The organism is Amycolatopsis sp. NPDC051716 (assembly GCF_040681595.1).
Taxonomy (GTDB): domain Bacteria; phylum Actinomycetota; class Actinomycetes; order Mycobacteriales; family Pseudonocardiaceae; genus Amycolatopsis.
Genome location: NZ_JBFAZA010000007.1, coordinates 156,984 through 177,188 on the forward strand (window position 1 = coordinate 156,984; position 20,205 = coordinate 177,188).

The window sequence follows — 20,205 nt, forward strand, 5'->3', positions numbered from 1 at the left end:
CTGACCACCGATCTCCGCCAGCACCCGCTCCACACCCACCCGTTCCACCGGACTGTCGAACCGATCCTGCAGACGCAGAGCCGCGTGCGCGAGACGACGAGCAGCAGCCCGGTCACCCGCCACAGCGAAAACCCCCACCAACTCGGTCACGTCAACCTCACCACCGTCGCCGGAACCGTCCCTCACCGCGCCGCACCCGACGGCAACTGACCACCGATCTCCGCCAGCACCCGCTCCACACCCACCCGTTCCACCGGACTGTCGAACCGATCCTGCAGACGCAGAGCCGCGTGCGCGAGACGGCGAGCAGCAGCCCGGTCACCGGCGGACAGCTCGATCGAGGCCAGCGCGAGCAGCGCGGCGGACTCGGCGTCCGGACGGCGGGTCCGGCGGGCCAGGCCCAGCGCGCGATCCGCGCACCTCCGGGCGGCGAGCAGGTCGCCGTTCGCGCGGTGGGCGTCGGCTTCGGCGGCCAGGCACCAGGTCCAGCCGATCGGGTCGCCGTGCTGCTCCGCCAGGCCGCGGGCCTGCTCGGCGAGGCCGACCGCGGTCGCCGCGTCGCCGCAGGCCAGTGCGGTGCGCACGACCACGAGCCGCACCTGGGCGCGCGTTTTCCAGTCGCCCGCGGCGTCGGCCAGCCGCAAGGCCTTCGCGCCGTGCACCCGCGCCGCGCCGAGGTCGCCGAGGTGGTCCCGGTACAGGGCGGCCAGCGTGCCGTGGCAGCCCGACATGCCCGCCAGGTTGCCGGACTTCCGGAAGCACCCGACCGCCTCGCGCACGGCGGTGATCGCGCGGTGCCAGTCCCCGCACCGCTCGTACGCGTCGCCCAGCTTGGTCAGCACCTCGGCCCGCAGCGCGAAGTCGACGTCTCGCAGCGGCACCTCGTTCAGGATGGCGACGACGTCGGCGTACCGGCTGCGGTGCATCCGCGCGGTCGCCGTGACCAGCGCCGCGGTCACCCGCACCACCGGGTCCGGGCCGCCCACGGCCGTCAGCCGCGCGGCCGCCCGGGCGCCGTGGTCGGACAGGTCGAGCCGCACGAGCGGCGCCCGCAGCACCAGCAGCAGCGCCGCCGCGAGCCGGAGCAGGCCGCCACGCACGGCCAGGGCGAACACCGCGAGCAGGACGTCGACGTCCGCGCCCACCCACGACAGCGGCTCCTTCACCACGTGCCCCAGCACGTCCCGGCCCAGCGGCGCGGCGGTCTCGGCGAGCACGGTGTAGCCGACCGGGGCGCCCAAGATGCCCTCGTAGGCGTGCCGGGTCAGCGCGACCGCCCAGCCGGCCAGCCGGTTCAGGGGGCCCGCGTCGAGCGACGGGCCGACCGTCCGGCAGTAGGCCCGCACGAGGTCGTGCATCCGGTAGCGGGGCACGCCGTCGCGCCCCGGGCCGGCCTGGTCGAGCAGGTTCATCGCGCACAGGTGCGCCAGCACCTCCTCGGTGCGGGCGAGCGGTACGTCGAGCACGGGCGCGAGCGGCCAGCCGGTGAACGTGGCCGATCCGATCGCCGCCAGCGCCAGCATCGCGGCCCGCGTTTCCCGGTCCAGCAACCGGAAGCTGGTGTCGAGACTGTCCCGCACGCTGCGCTGCCCGGCCACCAGCTCCCGCATCCGCCTCGACTCGTCGGACAGCCGGGCGGCCAGCTCCGCCACGCTGAGCTTGGGGTACGCGGCGAGCTGCGCCCCGGCGATCCGCAACGCGAGCGGCACGCCCCCGCACGCCTCGATCACCGTGGCGACCGTGCCGTCGCCGTCACCGTCGTCCAGCCGCGCCGCGCCCGCGACGTTCGCCAGCACGGTCCCGGCCACCTGGTCCGGCAGCGGCCCGAGCGGCACCCGGACCGCCGACTCGACCTCGGGCAGCACGGACCTGCTGGTCACGATCGTGGCGCAGCCCGGATCGGCGGCCAGGAGCGGCTCGATCTGCCCGGCGGTGGCGGCGTTGTCGAGCAGCACGAGCACCCGCTTGCCCGCCGTGCGGCTGCGGAATTCGGCCGTGCGCTCCTCGACGGTGGCCGGCATCGACCGCGCCGGCACGCCGAGCGCGCGGAGGAAGCCGCCGAGGACGTCGTGCGGGGCGGCCGGCCGGGCATCGGCGCCGCGCAGGTCGGCGTAGAGCTGCCCGTCGGGGTGGGCGTGCCCCGACGCCGCGCCCGCGTGCACGGCCAGCGCCGTTTTGCCGATCCCGGGCATCCCGGTGACCAGCACCAGCGGTGGCGCGTCGGTCCGGCGCGTCACCGCCGCCCTGATCGCGGCGGACTCCGCCGCGCGCCCGGCGAACCCGGCGGTCCGCGGCGGCAGCTGGGCGGGCACGACAGCCGCCGCCGGAGGCGTTCCGACGGCGAGGATCTCCGCCTCCAGCGCCAGCAGCTCGGGGGACGGATCCACGCCCAGTTCGTCCCGCAGCACGCGCCGGGCCTCGTGGAACGCCGCCAGCGCGTCGGCTCGCCGCCCGGCGCGGTGCAGCGCCAGCATCCGCCGGTGGTGCAGGCCCTCGCGCAGCGGGTGCGCTCGCACCAGCGCGCTCAGCTCGGGCAGCAGCCGCGCGGCCCGCCCGCACGCGAGCTCCGCGTCGATCCACTCTTCGACCAGGCACATCCGCAGCTCGTCCAGCCGGAGCAGCTCCGCACCGGCCAGGTACGGGGTCACCCCGCCCAGCGGTGTCCCGGCCCACCGGTCGAGCGCGGAGCGCAGCAGGCCGGCCGTGTCCGCGGGATCCCCGGCCGCCCGCGCCGTGCTGAGCAGCCGCCGCACCTCGTCGACGTCGACGAGGCAGTCCAGCAGGTACCCGCTGGCGACGGTGACCACGGCTCCGGCGGCGCCCGCCCGGTCGAGCGCGGCACGGAGCTTGGACACCTGGATGTGCACCTGGGTCCGCGCGGTGGCCGGTGGCAGCTCGCCCCACAGGGCGTCGATCAGCCGTTCCACCGACACCGGCTGCCGGCAGGCCAGCGCCAGCACGGCGAGGACCGTGCGTCCCAGCCGTCCCTTGACCGGGACCGGTGTTCCGTGGACCCGCGCGCCGACGGGACCGAGGACAGTGGCTTCCAGCATCCCCTGCCCGAACCTTTCGAGATCGTGTGACGACCACCCAGGCGGGCCCCGAGCCGGGCGGAGTCCGGCACGGGTACTCGCGCGCGGCCCGAACCGCGGGCTCGGGGCACCGCCCGGTGGCGGCGCGCGCCAGCGTGGTCGACCAGGGCGGCGGCGCCGCCGGTGGAGTGAGCTCAGCCGAAGGCTTCAGAAGGCGTCCGGCGCGGCCGGAAACTCAGCCGGCGGTCACCCGTGTCCCCGGGCCATCGGAGGTCCTGCCGCTTGCGGTCCACAATGGTTCGTCATGCGGGCGTCCGCCTTCCCCAGAAAAGTTCGGCCCAGTACCAAAAGCGCGCCGCCACCGCGTTCCCCGGCGGCCACTCTCGCCCTGGCGAACGCTGCCAGCGGCGCTCGAGCACCGTCAACCAACCCGAAAACGTTTCGCGCTTAGCCGAAAGATAAGGTTGTTCCCCGCTTCGCGCAACCTCCCGACGTCGGGCCGCCGGGCACCGCGGGGATCGGCGGCGGAGACGGCGACCGGGCACTGCCGCTGATTGTCCACTTTGACCGGTTCACGGACAGTGTCCACCTTTTCCCGAAGAAATATCTCCGGACATCCGCCATAATGGATTGTTTCAAACGGAGATCCATCATCTCGATGAACGGCCGGATATCGAGCACCGCCCGAACGGCCCGGTTGGCCGAATGCGGTTACCCCGTTGGCCGCGTCGCAGCCAACCGTGCTTCGGGTAACGTCAATCGGTCGTCTCGGCGCCCATCATCAAAAGCGTCAACGAGCGGAGGCCCGTTGAAAATCTTGTTGTTGTGCTCGGCGTTCAACGGACTCAGTCAGCGCGCTTGGCTGGACCTGTGCGCCCGCGGCCACCGCGTCACCGTCCGGATCGTGCACGATTCGCGGGAAATCGCCGCGGCGGCCGCGGCCACCGATCCCGAATTGATCGTGTGCCCATTCCTGCGCCGGCGGGTGCCGGACGTGGTCTGGCGGCGCTACCGCACGATCATCATCCACCCCGGCCCGGAAGGGGACCGCGGCCCGTCCGCGCTCGACTGGGCGATCATGGACGCCGAGCCCACCTGGGGCGTCACGGCCCTGCAGGCGACCGGAGACCTCGACGGCGGGCCGGTCTGGGGCACGCGGGTGTTCCGGATGCCGGCCGATCCGCCGCGCAAGAGCAGCCTCTACAACACCGAGGTGTCCGACGCCGCGCTGAGCCTGATCGGCGAGGTCGTGACCAAGGCCGGAGACCCCGGGTTCATCCCGCGTCGCCAGGACCGCCGGGTGGGCACGGTCCGGCCCTTGGTCCGGCAGGCCGACCGAGCCTTCTCCTGGGGCGACCCGGCCGGCCACATCCTCCGTCGCATTCGCGCCGCGGACGGCCGTCCCGGGGTGCACACCGAACTGGCCGGGGTGCCGGTCGCGGTGTTCGACGCCCGGCCCGTGGACGCTTCCCCCGGCGAACCCGGCACCATCGCCGGACGGCGGCAGGGTGCCGTGCTGGTCCGGACCGGCGACGGCGCCCTGTGGATCGGGCACGCGCGGCGGCTGGCACCCGAGGCCCCCGGCACGACCGTCAAGCTGCCCGCGGTTCTCGCTCTCGGGGACCGTCTCGGCGAGGTCCCCCGGATCGACGGCCCGCCGGGCCTCGGGGAAATCGGCTACCGCCGGGTGGGCGACGTCGGCTTGGTGGACTTCGCGTTCTACAACGGCGCGATGTCCACCACCCAGTGCCGGCGGCTGGCCGCGGCCGTGCGCCACGCCGCCGCGCAGGACACCGCCGTCCTGGTCCTGGCCGGCGGCGAAGTCTTCTCCCACGGCCTGCACCTGGGTGTCATCGACGCCCACCCGGATCCCGCGGCGGAAGCCTGGCGGAACATCACCGCGATCGACGACCTCTGCCGGGAAATCATCGCCGGCACCGATCAGCTCGTGGTCTCGGCGCTCGCCGGCGACGCCGGTGCCGGCGGGGTGATGCTGGCCTTGGGCGCCGACAAGGTGATCGCCCGCGACGGCGTCCTGCTCAACCCGCACTACCGCACGATGGGCCTGTACGGCTCGGAGTACTGGACCTACGTGCTGCCTCGCCGCGTGGGCGAAGCACAGGCACACCGGCTGACCACCGACTGCGGACCGATCACCGCCGCCGGCGCGGCCGGGATCGGGCTCGTCGACCAGCTCGCGGCCGGCGACCGCGCGGCCTTCCTCGAAGCTGCCCTGGACTACGCCACCGAACTCGCCGCCGGCGGGCGCGCGAACGCCCTGCGCGACCGGAAACGGGCTACCCGGGAAGCCGACGAACACCGCAGGCCCTTGGAGACCTACCGGATCCGGGAGCTCGCCGAAATGAGCCACGACATCTTCGACGACCGCCACGGTTTCGCCCGCACCCGGCGCGCCTTCCTCACCGGCCGGCCCACCGGCCCGGCCACGCCGGAGTCCCCCCGCCTGCCCGACCCCCGGATGGCGCCCGTCAGCTGATCGCGATCAGGGGTTTTTGCGCTGGTTGGCGTGGAAGCGCGCCTTCTTCTGGCGATTCCCGCAGGTGTTCATGTCACACCATTTGCGCGTGCGGCTTTGGCTGGTGTCGAAGAAGGCGGCCCGGCAGGTCGGTGACGCGCACAAGGCCAATTTCCCGTCTCGTTCGCCCGCGACGATGCCGATCGCGTCGGCGGCGATCACGCCGAGGGCGTCCTCCACGCTGGAAGCCGAGCCGAGCTGCCACCGCCGACGACCTTCGGGCGTCAGGACGGCCGCGGCCCGGCCCTGCACGCTGCGGTCGTTGAGGACCTGGACCGCGGCCGCCGGAAGGGCGTCCTGGAGCGCCGCCGCGGTCGCGACGGCGTGGATCGACTCCCGCAGCTCGCGAGCGAGGCCGAGCTGCGCGGCGGTGCAGGACTCCACGGTGAGGCCGCTCACGGCCAGCCAGTCGACGAGCCGCTGCGGCGTGGGAATGCGCTCCACGGCGTCGCCACAGCGTTCCGTCAGCGTCGCCGTGAAGCTCGTCGCCAGCACGGTACCGAGGCGGAAGTCGGGGATCCCAGCACGCATGGAACCAGCTTAGCCGGTTGCTTGCCGGGCGGCCGCCGTGTTAGAACCGTCTTAGCCGGTTCCGCAATCGTCAGGAGGTCCCATGCCCCAGCTCGCCAGCGATGTCCAAGCGTTCGAAGCCCGCGCCACCGACGCCGACCTCGACGATCTGCGCGCGCGGCTGGCCGCGGCGCGGCTGCCGGAGGCCGAGACGGTCCGGCACGCCGCGCCCGGCCCGGATCGATGGGGCCAGGGCGTTCCCCTGGCCGACCTCGTCGACGTCGTGGACTACTGGCGCACCGGGTACGACTGGCGGTCGTTCGAAGACCGCCTCGACCGGATCGGCCAGTTCCGCACGACCATCGACGGGCTGGGCATCCACTTCCTGCACCGCCGGTCCCCGCGCCCGGACGCCACGCCGCTGATCCTCACGCACGGCTGGCCGGGCAGCATCGCCGAGTTCGTCGACGTCGTGGCCGAACTGGCCGATCCGGAAGACGCCGGGGCACCGGCGTTCCACGTCGTGGTCCCGTCGCTGCCGGGCTTCGGGTACAGCGACAAGCCGGCGACCACCGGGTGGGGAACGGAAAAGATCGCGGCCGCGTGGGTGGAGCTGATGGACCGCCTCGGCTACCGCAGGTTCGCCGCCCACGGCGGCGACTGGGGCGGCAACATCACCACGGTCCTCGGCGGCCGGTTCCCGGAGCGCGTTCTCGGCATCCACACCACGTTCGCGGAGGGACCGCCCGGGCTGACCACGGACGGGCTGACGCCGGCCGAGCGCCGGTGGACCGAGGAAACCCACGATTTCTGGCACCACCGCGCGGCGTACGCGAAGCAGCAGGCCACCCGGCCGCAGACCATCGGCTATTCGCTCGTCGACTCACCGGTCGGGCTGCTCGCCTGGATCCTCGACAAGTTCGCCGAGTGGTCCGACACCGAAGACAGCCCCTTCGAGACGATTTCCCGCGACCGCATCCTCGACGACGTCACCCTGTATTGGCTGACCCGGACCGGCGCGTCGGCGGCCCGCATCTACTACGAAAGCCACAACTCGCTGGACCCCGAGCTGCGGGTCGACGTCCCGTCGGCCATCACGATGTACCCACGCGACATCGAGAAGTACCCGCGCGCCTGGGCGAAGGAGCGGTACCGGCGGATCGTCCGGTGGCGGTCGCCGGAGGCCGGGGGACACTTCCCGTCGCTGGAGGTTCCCGGGTACTTCGTCAAGGATCTGCAGGAGGGCCTCGCGGCTGTGCTGGCCGCCCCTCGGTGATCGCGCCGGTCGGCGGCGGGATGCTGGTACGGGCACCGGGCCGCGGTGGTCTGCGCCCCGCTGGTCGCGGCCATCGGCAGTTCCCGGGCGCGCCGCTTCCACGCTCAGCTGCGGCAAGAGCAGCGCCTCGCCCTGGCGCCGGCCGGACGCTCCGCCGCGCCCCCGGCTCGGCCGCCCCTCGGTGATCGCGGCCGCGGCGGTCCGCAGCCACCAGGCACGCCCATGCGGGAAGCCCCCACGGCGCGAACCCGCGCACCCCGACGGCCGCGCACCCGGCCCCTCCCCCTCGTCCGCCCCTCCGGCCAGGCACTCGCCACCCCGGTGAGATGAACGCGATAGCGCACCGAGCGACTCTGCGTGCGTCAGCGCGGTTGCTTATGGGTTACGGATATCACTCCGATGCACCCGGATCGACCACCTCCGCGTCCTGCCTATGACGGTGCGTAATAGGGGTGCGTTACAGGGGGAGGTGTCTTCGATGAGTTCTCGCTCGTCACGATTGGCGCGGTGGCCGGGCACCTGGTTGACCGTCATCCTCGCCCTCGTGCTGGCCGGCGTCCTGATCATCTCCCTCGACGACGGCCCGGTACCGCTGAGCCGGCCGACCGGGGGTTCGCCCGTCGCCGCGTCCACCACGCCGCCTCCGGTGGTCAAGGATCCGGCCTGGATGCACCCCTTGCGGCCGGGGGAAAAGCCCCCGCAGTTCGTGCTCTTCTCCTTCGACGGGGCCGGCTCGCACGAACACTGGAGCCGCTACCTCGCCCTCGCCAAATCCGTCAACGCGCACTTCAGCGGCTTCCTCTCGGGCATCTACCTGCTGACCGACGAGCAGCGGGCGCGCTACACCGGGCCCGGTCACCGGCCGGGCGGGGCGTCGATCGGCTTCGGCGGCAGTGCCGGGGAAGTCGCCACCCGGGTCCAGGACCTCAACACCGCCGTCGCCGCGGGGCACCAGATCGGCACGCACTACAACGGGCACTTCTGCGCCGGCGCCGAGCCGAGCGTCGGCCGGTGGACCGCGGCGGGCTGGGCCGACGAAATCGGCCAGTTCAGCCGCTTCGTCGACGACGCCCGCGATCGGCTCGGCCTGCACCTGTCCGCCAAGGACGTCACCGGCGGCCGGACGCCGTGCCTCGAAGGCAACTGGGCGGCGGCCTTTCCCGCCATGCGCGACGCCGGCTACACCTTCGACTCCAGCCAGCCGTCCGACGGCGTCAAGTGGCCCACCGAGATCGACGGCATCCGGGAGTTCTGGATGCCGTACGTGAAGGTGCCCGCGCTGCACAAAAAAGTCATCATGATGGACTACAACCTGTGGTACCAGTTCAACCACGCCAGGAACGACCCGTCCCACGCCGAGCAGTACACCCAGGCCACGCTCGAGACCTACCGCGGCGCCTACCGCGCCGCCTTCGACGGCAACCGCGCTCCGCTCGTCATCGGCAACCACTTCAACGACTGGGCCGGCGGGGCGTTCTCCCGGGCCGCGGAGGGCTTCATGGGTGAGGTGTGCACCAAACCCGAGACGGTCTGCGCCACCTACGCGGAAGTCACGAAGTGGATGTCGCTGCAGAACCCCGCCGTCCTGGACCAGTACCGGTCGATGCCGCCCGCCCAAGCCGGCTGAAGCGCAGGCGGGCGGCTCGCCGGCCGGCTCAGGAGACCGTCCACACCTGGCTCGAGGCGCCCGACCCGCCGAGCTGGCTGACTTGCGCGCCGCTCGCGGTGGACGACCCGGACACCCCGATCACGAGGCCGCTGCCGACGTTCTCCAGGACGTACTGACTGCCGGTGAGGCTGCCCACCAGGTCCGCGGCCCACTGCTGACCGGCGGCACCGGTGCAGGTCCACTGCTGCAGCTGGACGCCGTTCGCCGTGGAGCCGTCCGGGACGTCGAGACACAGCCCGCTGTTGACGTTGACCACCGTGAAGACGTTGTCGGACACCTTCGTCAGCCGCCATTGCTGGTTGGTGCCCCCGTGCGCCGGCCACTGGATGATCTTGCCGCCGGTCGCCGTGGAGGCGCCCGAGGCGTCCATGACCATTCCGCTGTTGGCGTTCTTCAGCACGTGCGTGCCGGCGGCGGGCAGGCCCGAATTCGCCGACCACGTCCCCGCGCCGGTGTCGAGGCTCCAGCTCGGGTACTGGCCCAGGTTGACCGTCGTGCCGCGGATCGTGAGCGGCAGCCAGATCAGCGGCGAATTGCCCATGGCGTTGCCCGTCCAGCGGTCGCCCGCGTAGATGTAGGTGGTCGCCGAGCTGCCCTGGACGGTGATGATGTTCGCGGTCTGGCTGTTGTAGGTGTTCGTGCCCGCCGCCGCGAAGTTCCGGAACGCCGACCACGGCCCGGCCATCGACGACGCGGTCGCGTAGACGTTGTCGTTGGTGGCCCACCCGGTCAGGTGGGAGGCCAGCAGGTAGTACGTGCCGCCGACCTTGATCACGGCCGGGGACTCGTAGTTGGGCAGCGTCGCCACCGCGCTCGCCACCGTCGTGTAGTCCGCGGACAGCCGGTAGATGCGGAGGCTGCGGCCGGCGTTCTCGCTCATCAGGTACGCCGACCCGTCGGTGTCCTGGAACAAGCCGATGTCGCGGCTCTGGTTGCCCAGCGGCTGGAAGCTCCCCTTGTAGCTGTACGGCCCGCAGGGCGTGGGGCTGGTCGCCACGCCGACGCGCTGGTCGGAGTAGCTCGTGTTGTCGATGTGCAGGTACATCACGAACATCTTTGTGGCGGCGTTGTAGAGCACCTTGGGCCGCTCGACGATGCGGTTCGGCCCGAGGTCGCCGCTGCTCTGCTTCGCCAGCGCGATCCCCTGGTGGGTCCAGTTCGCCAGATCGGTCGAGGTGTAGCAGGGGATGTCCTGGAAGGCGGTGTTGGCCGTGGTCTGGCCGGTCTTGTCCTCGCCGAAGCCGTACCAGGTGTCCCCGACCTGCACGATGCCCATGCCGTGCAGCTGCAGCGCGCGGCCGGCGGTGTCGTACCGCGTGGCGCCGAGGGTGAACGTGTTCACCGCCGCCTGCGCCCGGGCCGCGGGCACCAGCAGGCCGGCCACGACGGCCAGCAGGACGGCGAGCAGAGCGAGTGGCCGGTTCGCCCGTTCCCTCGGGAGCCGGTGCGGTGAGCTGGACATCCTGGGTTCCTTTCCTTTGCCGCGCGGGTGCGTCACCGTGCGGAGAAGTCCTGGTTGGTGCCGGGGGCGTTCTTGCACGGCCACTGGTCCAGCTGCTGTCCCGCGGTGCCACTGGCGCCGTAGACGTCCAGGCACAGGCCGCTGTTCCGGTTCTTGAACTGCCAGCTGCCGTCGGACTGCTGCTGCGGTAGCCAGAGGCTTCCGGCGGAGGTGTTCGCCGGCTGCTGGACGATGTCCGGCACACCTTGCGCCGTCGAGCCGCCCGACACCGAGACGTCCTGACCGGAGTTGCGCGCCCGCAGTTCGCCGTAGCCGCCGGAAGCCGCGACGAACTGGAACTGCTGGTTGCTTTGCCCGTTGCAGGTCCACTGGTCGATGACGGCACCGGAGGTGCTCGAGTTGCCGTAGACGTCCAGGCACAGGTTGCCGGCGACGGTCACCAGCGTGTGGTCGCCGCCCGGGAAACCGCCTGTGCCGCCGGAGATCGTCCAGGTGAACGTCGCCGTCCCGGACGCGCCGGTGGTGTCGGTGGCGGAGACCGTCACGCCGTAGCTCCCGCCCGCCGTCGGGGTGCCGGTGATCAGGCCGGAGGAGGCGTTGATCGACAGCCCCGGCGGGAGGCCGGTGGCCGCGTAGGCCAGGCTCTGCCCGGCCGCCGAGTCGGTGGCGTGGATCTGCACGCCGCCGATCGCCGTCCCGGCGGTCCCGGTCTGGTCGCCGGGGCTGGTGACGGTGACGGTGTTGCCGCTCGCCGGACCCGTCGGCGTCAGGTAGATCGCGAAGGCGTCGTGCGAGGCCTGGAAGGTGAACGGGATCGTCACCGAGCCGCCGGCGGCGTTCACGTTCTGGCTGAACACGACCTGCGGTGCGTTCAGCGGCGCCTGGTCGGGGATGCGCTGCACCACGACCTTGACGCTGCCGTTGCCGGCCAGCCACGGCACCGAGGACAGCCCGGTGAAGGCGACCGACGCGGGGCCGGTGTACCCCTTCTCGTCACCGATGACGGCGACGGCGCGGCCGGCCGCGCTGTCCTTGGCCGCGGAGATCGCCGTGGAGCCGACCTGGCCGGAGGTGTTCACCAGCGTGCCGGTCATGTCCGCGTAGTCGCGCAGCGCCCACCAGTGGCCGGTCGGCAGCCAGGTCCCCCCGCTCTGGGTGAGGACCCCGGTCAGGTTCGGGGTCACGCAGCAGACCCAGTTGCCCCGCATCGCGTTGACGTAGCTGGACTGCGCGAAGCGCGCCAGGTACCAGGCCGTCACCCCGGCGGTCTGCCGGTCGGCCGGCTGGTATTCGTTGGCGGACAGCGGGATCGGCGAGAGGCCGTTGTTCGAGAGGTACCGGGTGATCGACTGGCCGACCTGCACCGGGTCGTCGCCGTCGCCCTCGTCGTGGTTGGTGATCTCGTCCGGCACGGTCCCGGCCGCCTTGGTGTGCGAGAGGAACGCGTTCCACTCCCCCGGGTTCTGGTCCGGCGTGAAGGCCAGCGACGGGCCCACGATCAGTGCGCCCGGCGCGAGCCGGCGGATCTCCCGGTAGGCGGTGTCCCACATCTGGAAGTACTGCGGGCTGGACACCCCGCGCGTCCAGAACGCGGAGATGTCCGGCTCGTTCCAGATGTCGTAGGCGAACTTCAAGCCCGTTCCCTGCAGGGCTCCCACGGTCGCGTCGATGAAGCTGATCCAGTTCGCGCAGTTCCCGTTGTCGCACGGGTACATCGTGTTCGACGGCTGACCGCCGTTCGCCCCGTAGATGTCGCTGACCAGCACCTGGTACTGGGCGTGGTAGGGCGGCTGGGTCAGCCGCTTCGCCTGCGCGATGATCGAGTTCAGGTCGGCCTTGGTGGCGCTGCCGTTCTGGTAGTTGTCCCGGATCCACCCGCCGGAGAACCAGCCGCCACCGCGGAAGGCCGTGATGCCCAGCGGCTGCAGGTACTGGTCCGCCGGCTGCGTGCCGTCCTGGCTGATGCCGTACAGGAACCCCTCGCCGACCCCGGTCGACGGCCCGCGCGCCGACGCGAGGTCCACCGTCATCGACTCACCCGCTGCCGCGTACCCCGAAGCCGCCGGCAACACCGGGAACGCCACCACCAGGACCGCCGCGGCCACCGAAGCCAGGCGTCCCAGCCGGAGATTCGTCTTCATCGACTCCTCCTGCGGTTCGGCGAGCCGTCGAACCGGTTCGCCCGGACGGCTCGCCGGAATAGTACGAACCCGGTCGGCCGAAGGTCAATGACGCCGTGTGTCCACTGTCCACAATGGTCACCGATCGGGTTCCAGTCAACTGCCCGACTATGGGCTGAACTGGTTGCCATAAAACAGTATTCGTCATCCACGACCGCGTGAACCGACAGCCGGTTCCCGACAGCAGGACCGGAAGGGAGGTGAAAGTTACACCGGCACCGAAGGCGCAGTCGAATCGGTTCGAGAACGATGGGCGGCCGCACCGGATGCTTTACACAGCGAGCGCGGCTTCCTACTCTTTCGTCTGGAAGCGCTCCCAGACTCGACGAAGAGGAGGCGGAGTGCGTACTTCGACGACGAAGGCAGTGGCCCGCGCGGTCGTGGCGCTGCTCGTGCTCGGCCTGAGCTTGGCGGTTCCGGGAGTGTCCGCGGGCGCCCCCGCCGGGAAGTTCAACTACGGCGAGGCGCTGCAGAAGGCCGTCTGGTTCTACGACGCTCAGCGCTCCGGGGCGCTGCCCGCCGGCAACCGGGTCTCCTGGCGCGGCCCGTCCGCCCTCGACGACGGCAAGGACGCCGGCCTGGATCTCACCGGCGGGTTCTACGACGCCGGTGACCACGTCAAGTTCGGGCTGCCGTTCGAGTTCAGCATGACCATGCTCGCCTGGGGAGCGCTGGAGAACCGCACCTCGTACCAGAACTCCGGCCAGTGGTCCGCCCTGCTGTCGAACCTGCGCTGGGGTGACGACTGGCTGATCAAGGCGCACCCGCAACCCGACGTGCTCTACGGCCAGGTCGGCAAGGGCGACGACGACCACAAGTGGTGGGGCCCCGCCGAGACGATGGCGATGGCCCGGCCCGCCTACCGCATCGACGACTCCTGCCCCGGCTCGGACCTCGCCGGCGAGGCCGCCGCGCAGATGGCCGCGAGCTCGATGGTGTTCAAGGCCGACGACCCCACCTACGCGGCGACCCTGCTGACCCACGCCAAGCAGCTGTACTCGTTCGCCGACAACCACCGGGGCGTCTACTCGAACTGCATCACCGACGCCCAGAACTTCTACAAGTCCTGGAGTGGCTACCAGGACGAGCTGGTGTGGAGCGCGATCTGGCTCTACAAAGCCACCGGCGACGCCGGCTACCTGACGAAGGCGCGCGCCGAGTACGAGAAGCTGGCCACCGAACCGCAGACCACCACCCGCTCCTACCGCTGGACGCTGGCCTGGGACGACAAGTCCTACGGCGCCTACGTCCTGCTCGCCCAGCTCACCCACGACCCCGAGTACGTCGCCGACGCCAACCGCTGGCTGGACTGGTGGACCACCGGCGTCAACGGCCAGCACGTGCCCTACTCCCCCGGCGGGCAGGCCGTGCTCGACCAGTGGGGCTCGCTGCGCTACGCGGCGAACACCGCGTTCGTCGCCCTCACCTACGCGGATTCGTTGCGCGCCACCGATCCCACCCGTGCCACCACCTACCACGACTTCGGCGTGCGGCAGATCAACTACGCGCTCGGCGACAACCCGCGCGGCGCGAGCTTCGAGGTCGGGTTCGGCGTCAACCCGCCGCGCAACCCGCACCACCGCACCGCGCACGGGTCCTGGGCCGACAACATCAACGAACCGGCGCAGAGCCGGCACGTCCTGTACGGCGCGCTCGTCGGCGGTCCGTCCTCGCCCAACGACGCGTACACGGACGACCGCACCAACTACACGATGAACGAGGTGGCCCTCGACTACAACGCCGGCTTCACCGGCGCCCTGGCCCGGCTCTACGGCGAGTACGGCGGCACGCCATTGACCGCCTTCCCGCCGAAGGAAACCCCCGACGGCCCCGAGATCCTCGCGCAAGGCGCGCTCAACCAGCCCGACGGCGGCACGTTCACCGAGGTCAAGGCGTACGTGATCAACAAGTCGGCGTGGCCGGCCCGCACGTTCACCGGCTCCCTGCGCTACTACTTCACCCTCGACGGCAGCACCACGCCCGGCCAGATCTCGGTCACTTCCGCGTACAACCAGTGTGACGCGCCCACGCTGCACCAGTTCTCGGGCGCGGTCTACTACGTCGAGGTGCCGTGCTCCGGCGGCGTCGCCCCCGGCGGTCAGTCCCGCTACCGCAAGGAGGTGCAGTTCCGGATCGCCAGCACCGGCACCTGGGTGCCCGGCAACGACTGGTCGCACACCGGCCTCGCCCCCAGCGGGAGCGCGCCGGCCGACAACCCGCAGCTCGTGCTCACGCAGGGCGCCGCGGTGGTGTGGGGCAGCCAGCCGGGGCAGTCCACGGGTGACACCACCGCGCCGACCGCACCCACCGGGGTCACCGCCACCGCCGGCAGCACCGGCGCCACCCTCACCTGGACGGCCGCCACCGACGACGTCGGCGTCGCCGGCTACGACGTGCTCGACTCGGCGGGCGCGGCGATCGGCAGCACGACGGGCACCAGCTACCAGGTCACCGGCCTCACACCCGGCACCGCGTACACGTTCTCGGTCCGCGCTCGCGACGCCGCCGGCAACCAGTCGCCGCTCAGCAGCCCGGTCGCGGTCACCACCACGACCACCGGCACCGGCACCGGCTCGCTCGCGGTCCAGCAGCGCGGGGGCACGGCCGCCACCGCCAACCAGATCCGCACCAGCCTCCAGATCGTCAACCGGGGCAGCACGTCCGTGCCGCTGAACAGCGTCACCGCGCGCTATTGGTTCACCGGCGACGCCGCCAACCCGGGCTACCAGGTCTGGTGCGACTACGCGGTTCCCGGTTGCGCCAACGTCACCTTGCGCGTCGTGAAGCTCAGTACGCCGCGCCCGGGTGCCGACGCCTACGTCGAAGTCGGCTTCAGCGGCGGCACCCTGGCCGCCGGCGCGAACACCGGCGAGCTCCAGATCCGGGTCGCCAAAGCCGACTGGGCCGCCTTCGACCAGTCCGACGACTACAGCTACCGCACCGCGGCGTCCTTCACCGACCTCGCCACCGCCACCGCCTACCAGTCCGCCGCGCTGGCCTGGGGCACCGAACCCTGAGGCCCGGTCAGTCCGTGCGCCGGTCCGGGAAGCCGAACGCGGTGACCAGCGCCGGGTCGTGGAACTCGACCACGCGGGAGATGCCGGTGGCCGTCGGGGTCAGCACCACGATGCCGTGGGCCCGGAGTTCACCGCCGGCGTCCCGGTGGTGGACGGCGGCGGCGGGCTGGCCGTTGGCGGTGGTGGCGCTCATCCGCCAGTCGCCGGGCCGGCCCAGCACGTACGTTTCGAGGAGGTGGAGGCACTGCACCCGGCCCGCGTACCAGTCGCGGAACGGTGCCGCCTCCAGCGTGGCGTCCGCGCGCAGCACCCGTTCCAGGAGGCCGGCGTCGGAGCGTTCGAACGCGGCGATGTACCCCTCGAGCAACGCCCGCGCCCGCCGGTCGGTGGGTTCGAGCAGATCCTCGGGAGGTGGTCCGAGGTCGTCGAGCCGGGCCCGGGCGCGCTGCAGGCCGCTCTTCACCGCCGCCGTGGTGGTGCCGAGGATCCGGGCCGTTTCCGGTGCGGTGAACGCCAGCACCTCCCGCAGGAGCAAGATCGCGCGCTGGCGCGCCGGCAGGTGCTGCAAGCTGACGACGAGCGCGAGCCGCAGGGACTCGCGCGCCACCACAGCCGCCGCCGGATCGGCGACCCAGTGGTCGGGCAACGGCTCCAGCCAGGAGACTTCGCCCGGCGCGGCCGGGACCGGCGGCCGCTCGGGTCCGTCGTGCGGGCCGGTCAGCCCGGACGGCAGCACCCGGTTCCGCCGCGGCTCCAGCGCGGTCAGGCACACGTTGGTGGCGATGGCGTAGAGCCACGACCGGATCGACGCGCGGCCCTCGAAGCCGGCGTAGGACCGCCACGCCCGCAGGTAGGTTTCCTGCACCAGGTCCTCGGCGTCGTGCGCCGAACCGGCCATGCGATAGCAGTGCGCCAGCAGCTCCCGGCGGAACCCCGCCGTTTCGGCGGCGAACCGGTCCTGCTCGTGCGCGGGCGCCGCCGCGGATTGCCTGCCTGCCATGCGTGCTCCTCGTTCCGCCGATCGACATCTCCCCCCGGTACGACCGGCACACCGCGGAAAAGGAATCGAAGCACAGGTCAGCGGCCCTCCGCGAACGGCGGCACCCGCGGTCACATCTCGTCGAGCCGGAGGATCAGGCCGCGGGATTCGCCACGGCATCTTCGGTGGTGCGGCTCCGGGTACTGCTTCGCCGGGTGTGGGCGAGGTGCCGTTCGGACAGCACCCCCGGCTCGGCGGCGGCCAGGCCCAGGTGCCATCACGGCAGCAGCGCCAGACGCCACGGCATCTTCGACGGGTGCGGCTCCGGGTACTGCCTCGCCGGGTGTGGGCGACGTGCCGTTCGGACGGTGCACTCGGCTGCCGCGTCCACGGTGCCGGTCACGGCAGCAGCGCCAGCTTGCCGACGGTCGCCCGGGCGGCCAGCTCGCCGAGGGCCTTGGAGCCGTCGGCCAGGTCGTAGGTGACCGGGCGCGCCGGGGTGACGACGCCGGCCGCGACGAGCGCGGCGAGCTCGCCCATGACCTCGCCGAAGATGCCGGGTGCGGCTTGGATCAGGGTGCCGATGTTGAGGCCGATGACCTGGATCTGGTACCGGTACACCAGTTCCCAGTTGGTGAGCAAAGCTTCGCCGCCCGCCAGGCCGTAGACGACGACCCGGCCGGTGACCGGCTTGGCCGCGGCCAGGCTCGCGGCGAACGCGGCGCCGCCGGCCGATTCCAGCACCAGGTCGGCGCCGGTCCCGCCGGTCAGGCGCCGGACCTCGGCGGCGAGGTCGCCGGCGCGGGAGTCCAGGACGTGGTCGGCCCCCAGCGCCCGCACGGTCTCGTGCTTGCCCGGGGCGGCGGTGGCGACGACCGTCGCGCCGTAGTGCTTGGCGAGGAGCACCGCGGCCTGGCCGGTCGCGCCCGCGGCGGCGGGGACGACCACGGTCTCCCCCGCCGTCACCCGCCCGAGCGGCTTGAGCGCGGCGAGCGCGGTGGGCCAGTTCACGACCAGGCCCAGCGCCTGCTCGGCGCTCCAGCCCGCCGGCACCGGCGTCGCGGCCGCCGCCGGCAGGACCAGGTACTCCGCGAAGGCCCCGTCTCCGACGCCGATCACGCGCGTCCCCAGCGGCGGGCCGGTCACCTCCTCCCCCACCGCCACGACCTCGCCGGCCGCCTCGAAACCCGCCCGGTACGGCGGTTGCGGGCCGTCCCGGAAGGTGCCGTGGGCTTTCGACAGGTCGGCGAAGTTGACCCCGGCGGCGGCGACCCGGATCAGGACCTCACCCCGGCCCGGGCTCGGCACCGGCACATCGGTGATCAGGCGCATGTCCCGCGGTCCGTCCAGCGAGGTCTGCTGCAGGGCGCGCATGGTGGCGGGAACGCTCACGGCGATCGGCTCTCCTTCTCGTCGGTTTCAGCGGGGGCCGGCCGCTTGGGCGGGCCGTACCCCCGACAGGGAGACCGCGGCCGCTCCGGAAAGGAATCGGCGGCCTGGCCCGCGCGGCGCCCGTAAGGGATCGGTAACCGCGCACCGGACGTCACTGGGCGATTCGTCCCGTTGAATGAACCGGCAGACGAGCGAAGACGAGGAGAGCGCGATGAACCGGACGCGGCTGGTCCGCCGGCCCTGGGTTCTGAGCATCCTGGTGGCGGGCTTGGTCGCCGTCGCGGCCGGGTTGTTCTGGTTCCAGCCCTGGCAGCTGGTGGTGGACGAGACGGTCCAGGAGGACCTGCCCGCCGCCGCGCCGGTGCCCGTTCCGCCGTCGCTGCCCGCACCGGCTTCGGCGGCCACACCGCCGTCGCCGTCCTCTTCGGCCGAGCCCGCCAAACCCGCCGAGCCCGCCGAACTCGCCGGCGGCTCGCTGATCAGCCACGAGCACCGGACCACGGGCACCGTCCGGCTCCTGCGCGCGGCCGACGGGTCACTCGTGCTGCGCCTGGAGAACCTGGCCACCAGCAGCGGCCCCGACGTGCACGTCTGGCTCACCGACGCACCGGTGAAACCGGGCAAGGACGGCTGGGACGTCTTCGACGACGGCAAGCACCTCGACGCGGGCAAACTCAAGGGGAACAAGGGAAACCAGAACTACCCCCTGCCCGTCGGCACGGACCTGACCGCCTACACGAGCGTGAGCATCTGGTGCGACCGCTTCGACGTCTCCTTCGGCGCGGCGGAGCTGGCGCACCCCTGACCACCGATGGGCGGTACACCGCGCCGCGCCCCTGCCGCACGATGAGGCGATGGACGTCCCGCCGGTTCCCTATCCCTTCGGGGACGCCGTGGCGCTGCGGCTCCACCCGCGGTTCGCCGAGCTTCGGCAGGCCGGGGCGCCGGTCCGCGTCACGATGCCCTACGGCGGGGACGCCTGGCTGGTGACGCGCTACGAACAGACGCGGTTCGTGCTGTCGGACCCGCGGTTCTCCCGCGCCGCCGCGGCCGGGGCGGACGTGCCGCGCGGGCGGCCCGGCTTCGAACCGGCGGGCAACCTGCTGGCCATGGACCCGCCGGAGCACCACCGCATCCGCGCGCTCGTCGGCAAGGCGTTCACCGCCCGGCGGGTGGAGCTGCTGCGGCCCCGGATCCAGGAGATCGTCGACACGCTCCTCGACGGCATCGGGCCGCCCGTGGACTTCGCGTCGGCGGTCGCGTGGGAGCTGCCCGTCCTGGTGATCGGCGAGCTGCTCGGTGTTCCGCCGGGCGAGCGGCGGATGGTGCGCGAGTGCACCGAAACGCTGGTCGCTTCGGGCGGAACCGTGACCCCCGCGGACGTCGCGGAAGCCCGCGGGAAGCTGGCGGGCGCGCTGCACACCCTGATCGCGCAGCGCCGGGAAGCGCCCACCGGCGACCTGCTGACCGCGCTCGCCGCGGCCCGCGACGAGGAAGACCGCCTGACGGACCACGAACTGCTCATGCTCGGCGTGGCGCTGCTGGCCGGTGGCCACGAGACCACGGCGAACCTCATCGGCAGCATGCTGGTCGAGCTCCTGACCAACCGCGAACGGTGGACGGCCCTCGTCGCCCGTCCCGAGCTGATCCCGGCGGCGGTGGAGGAGCTGCTGCGGTTCGTGCCGCTGGCGACGGTCGCGGACTTCGCCCGGATCGCCCGGGAGGACCTGGAGATCGGCGGCCAGTCCATCCGGGCCGGCGACGCGGTCCTGGTCCAGCTGGACTCGGCCAACCGCGACGAATCGGTGTTCCCCTCGGCCGGGGACCTGGACTTCGGCCGCAAGGTCAACCACCACCTCGCGTTCGGCTTCGGGGTGCACCACTGCGTCGGCGCGCCGCTGGCGAGGCTGGAGCTGTGTGTCCTGCTTTCGACGCTGGTTCGCCGCCTGCCGGGCCTGCGCCTCGCGATTCCCGCCGACGCCATCGAGTGGCGCCGGGACGGGTTGCTGCGCGGGGTCTCGAGCCTGCCCGTCACCTGGTGACGCCCCGGCGCTCCAGCAGGTACCGGCCAGCTTGGCGACGGCTCGATCGCTCCGCGCAGCAACTCGCGCGACTCGGCTCGGCCGGGTTCTCCGACCAGGTCCGACGCACC

At 72.3% G+C, this 20,205-nt stretch carries 12 protein-coding genes; 6 read left to right on the plus strand and 6 right to left on the minus strand.

Translation table 11 applies throughout. From position 1 onward, the window contains the following. Positions 1–182: 182 nt before the first annotated feature. A complete protein-coding gene (locus AB0M30_RS11780; protein WP_364582923.1) occupies positions 183–3,053 on the minus strand; it encodes a BTAD domain-containing putative transcriptional regulator in 2,871 nt (956 codons plus the stop codon). A gap of 787 nt (positions 3,054–3,840) precedes the next feature. Between AB0M30_RS11780 and AB0M30_RS11785 the strand changes: the two genes are divergently transcribed. Beyond that, a complete protein-coding gene (locus AB0M30_RS11785; RefSeq protein ID WP_364582925.1) occupies positions 3,841–5,529 on the plus strand; it encodes an enoyl-CoA hydratase-related protein in 1,689 nt (562 codons plus the stop codon). Between the two features lie 6 nt (positions 5,530–5,535). On the opposite strand, the gene AB0M30_RS11790 is transcribed toward AB0M30_RS11785, so the two are convergent. Continuing rightward, positions 5,536–6,099 carry a CGNR zinc finger domain-containing protein gene (locus AB0M30_RS11790; protein ID WP_364582927.1) on the minus strand — a complete coding sequence of 188 codons (564 nt, stop codon included), beginning with the start codon at positions 6,097–6,099 and terminating at the stop codon, positions 5,536–5,538. Positions 6,100–6,181: 82 nt separating this feature from the next. Between AB0M30_RS11790 and AB0M30_RS11795 the strand changes: the two genes are divergently transcribed. Together AB0M30_RS11795 and AB0M30_RS11800 are read left to right on the plus strand one after the other, a co-directional pair. Continuing rightward, positions 6,182–7,354 carry an epoxide hydrolase family protein gene (locus tag AB0M30_RS11795; RefSeq protein WP_364582930.1) on the plus strand — a complete coding sequence of 391 codons (1,173 nt, stop codon included), beginning with the start codon at positions 6,182–6,184 and terminating at the stop codon, positions 7,352–7,354. 478 nt (positions 7,355–7,832) lie between these two features. Next, positions 7,833–8,981: a polysaccharide deacetylase gene (locus AB0M30_RS11800; protein ID WP_364582932.1), complete on the plus strand. Its 1,149-nt coding sequence runs from the start codon at positions 7,833–7,835 to the stop codon at positions 8,979–8,981. Between the two features lie 28 nt (positions 8,982–9,009). Here the strand turns inward: AB0M30_RS11800 and AB0M30_RS11805 are convergent, their stop codons facing one another. Continuing rightward, positions 9,010–10,485, minus strand: a complete 1,476-nt coding sequence (locus tag AB0M30_RS11805) for an RICIN domain-containing protein (protein WP_364582934.1) — start codon at positions 10,483–10,485, stop codon at positions 9,010–9,012. A 32-nt stretch (positions 10,486–10,517) separates the two neighbouring features. Continuing rightward, entirely contained in the window at positions 10,518–12,626 is a 2,109-nt protein-coding gene (locus AB0M30_RS11810; RefSeq protein WP_364582936.1) for an RICIN domain-containing protein, read from the minus strand. Positions 12,627–13,006: 380 nt separating this feature from the next. Between AB0M30_RS11810 and AB0M30_RS11815 the strand changes: the two genes are divergently transcribed. Then, complete coding sequence (locus tag AB0M30_RS11815) at positions 13,007–15,682, plus strand: glycoside hydrolase family 9 protein (protein ID WP_364582939.1); 2,676 nt, start codon at positions 13,007–13,009, stop codon at positions 15,680–15,682. 7 nt (positions 15,683–15,689) lie between these two features. Here AB0M30_RS11815 and AB0M30_RS11820 read toward each other — a convergent pair whose 3' ends face one another. Further along, positions 15,690–16,682: an RNA polymerase subunit sigma-70 gene (locus AB0M30_RS11820; protein ID WP_364582942.1), complete on the minus strand. Its 993-nt coding sequence runs from the start codon at positions 16,680–16,682 to the stop codon at positions 15,690–15,692. Positions 16,683–17,060: 378 nt separating this feature from the next. Next, entirely contained in the window at positions 17,061–18,053 is a 993-nt protein-coding gene (locus AB0M30_RS11825; RefSeq protein WP_364582944.1) for a zinc-binding dehydrogenase, read from the minus strand. Between the two features lie 211 nt (positions 18,054–18,264). On the opposite strand from AB0M30_RS11825, the gene AB0M30_RS11830 reads away from it, so the two are divergent. Beyond that, positions 18,265–18,858, plus strand: a complete 594-nt coding sequence (locus AB0M30_RS11830; protein ID WP_364582947.1) for a DM13 domain-containing protein — start codon at positions 18,265–18,267, stop codon at positions 18,856–18,858. A gap of 49 nt (positions 18,859–18,907) precedes the next feature. Continuing rightward, complete coding sequence (locus AB0M30_RS11835) at positions 18,908–20,095, plus strand: cytochrome P450 (RefSeq protein ID WP_364582949.1); 1,188 nt, start codon at positions 18,908–18,910, stop codon at positions 20,093–20,095. The last annotated feature ends 110 nt before the right edge of the window (positions 20,096–20,205 follow it).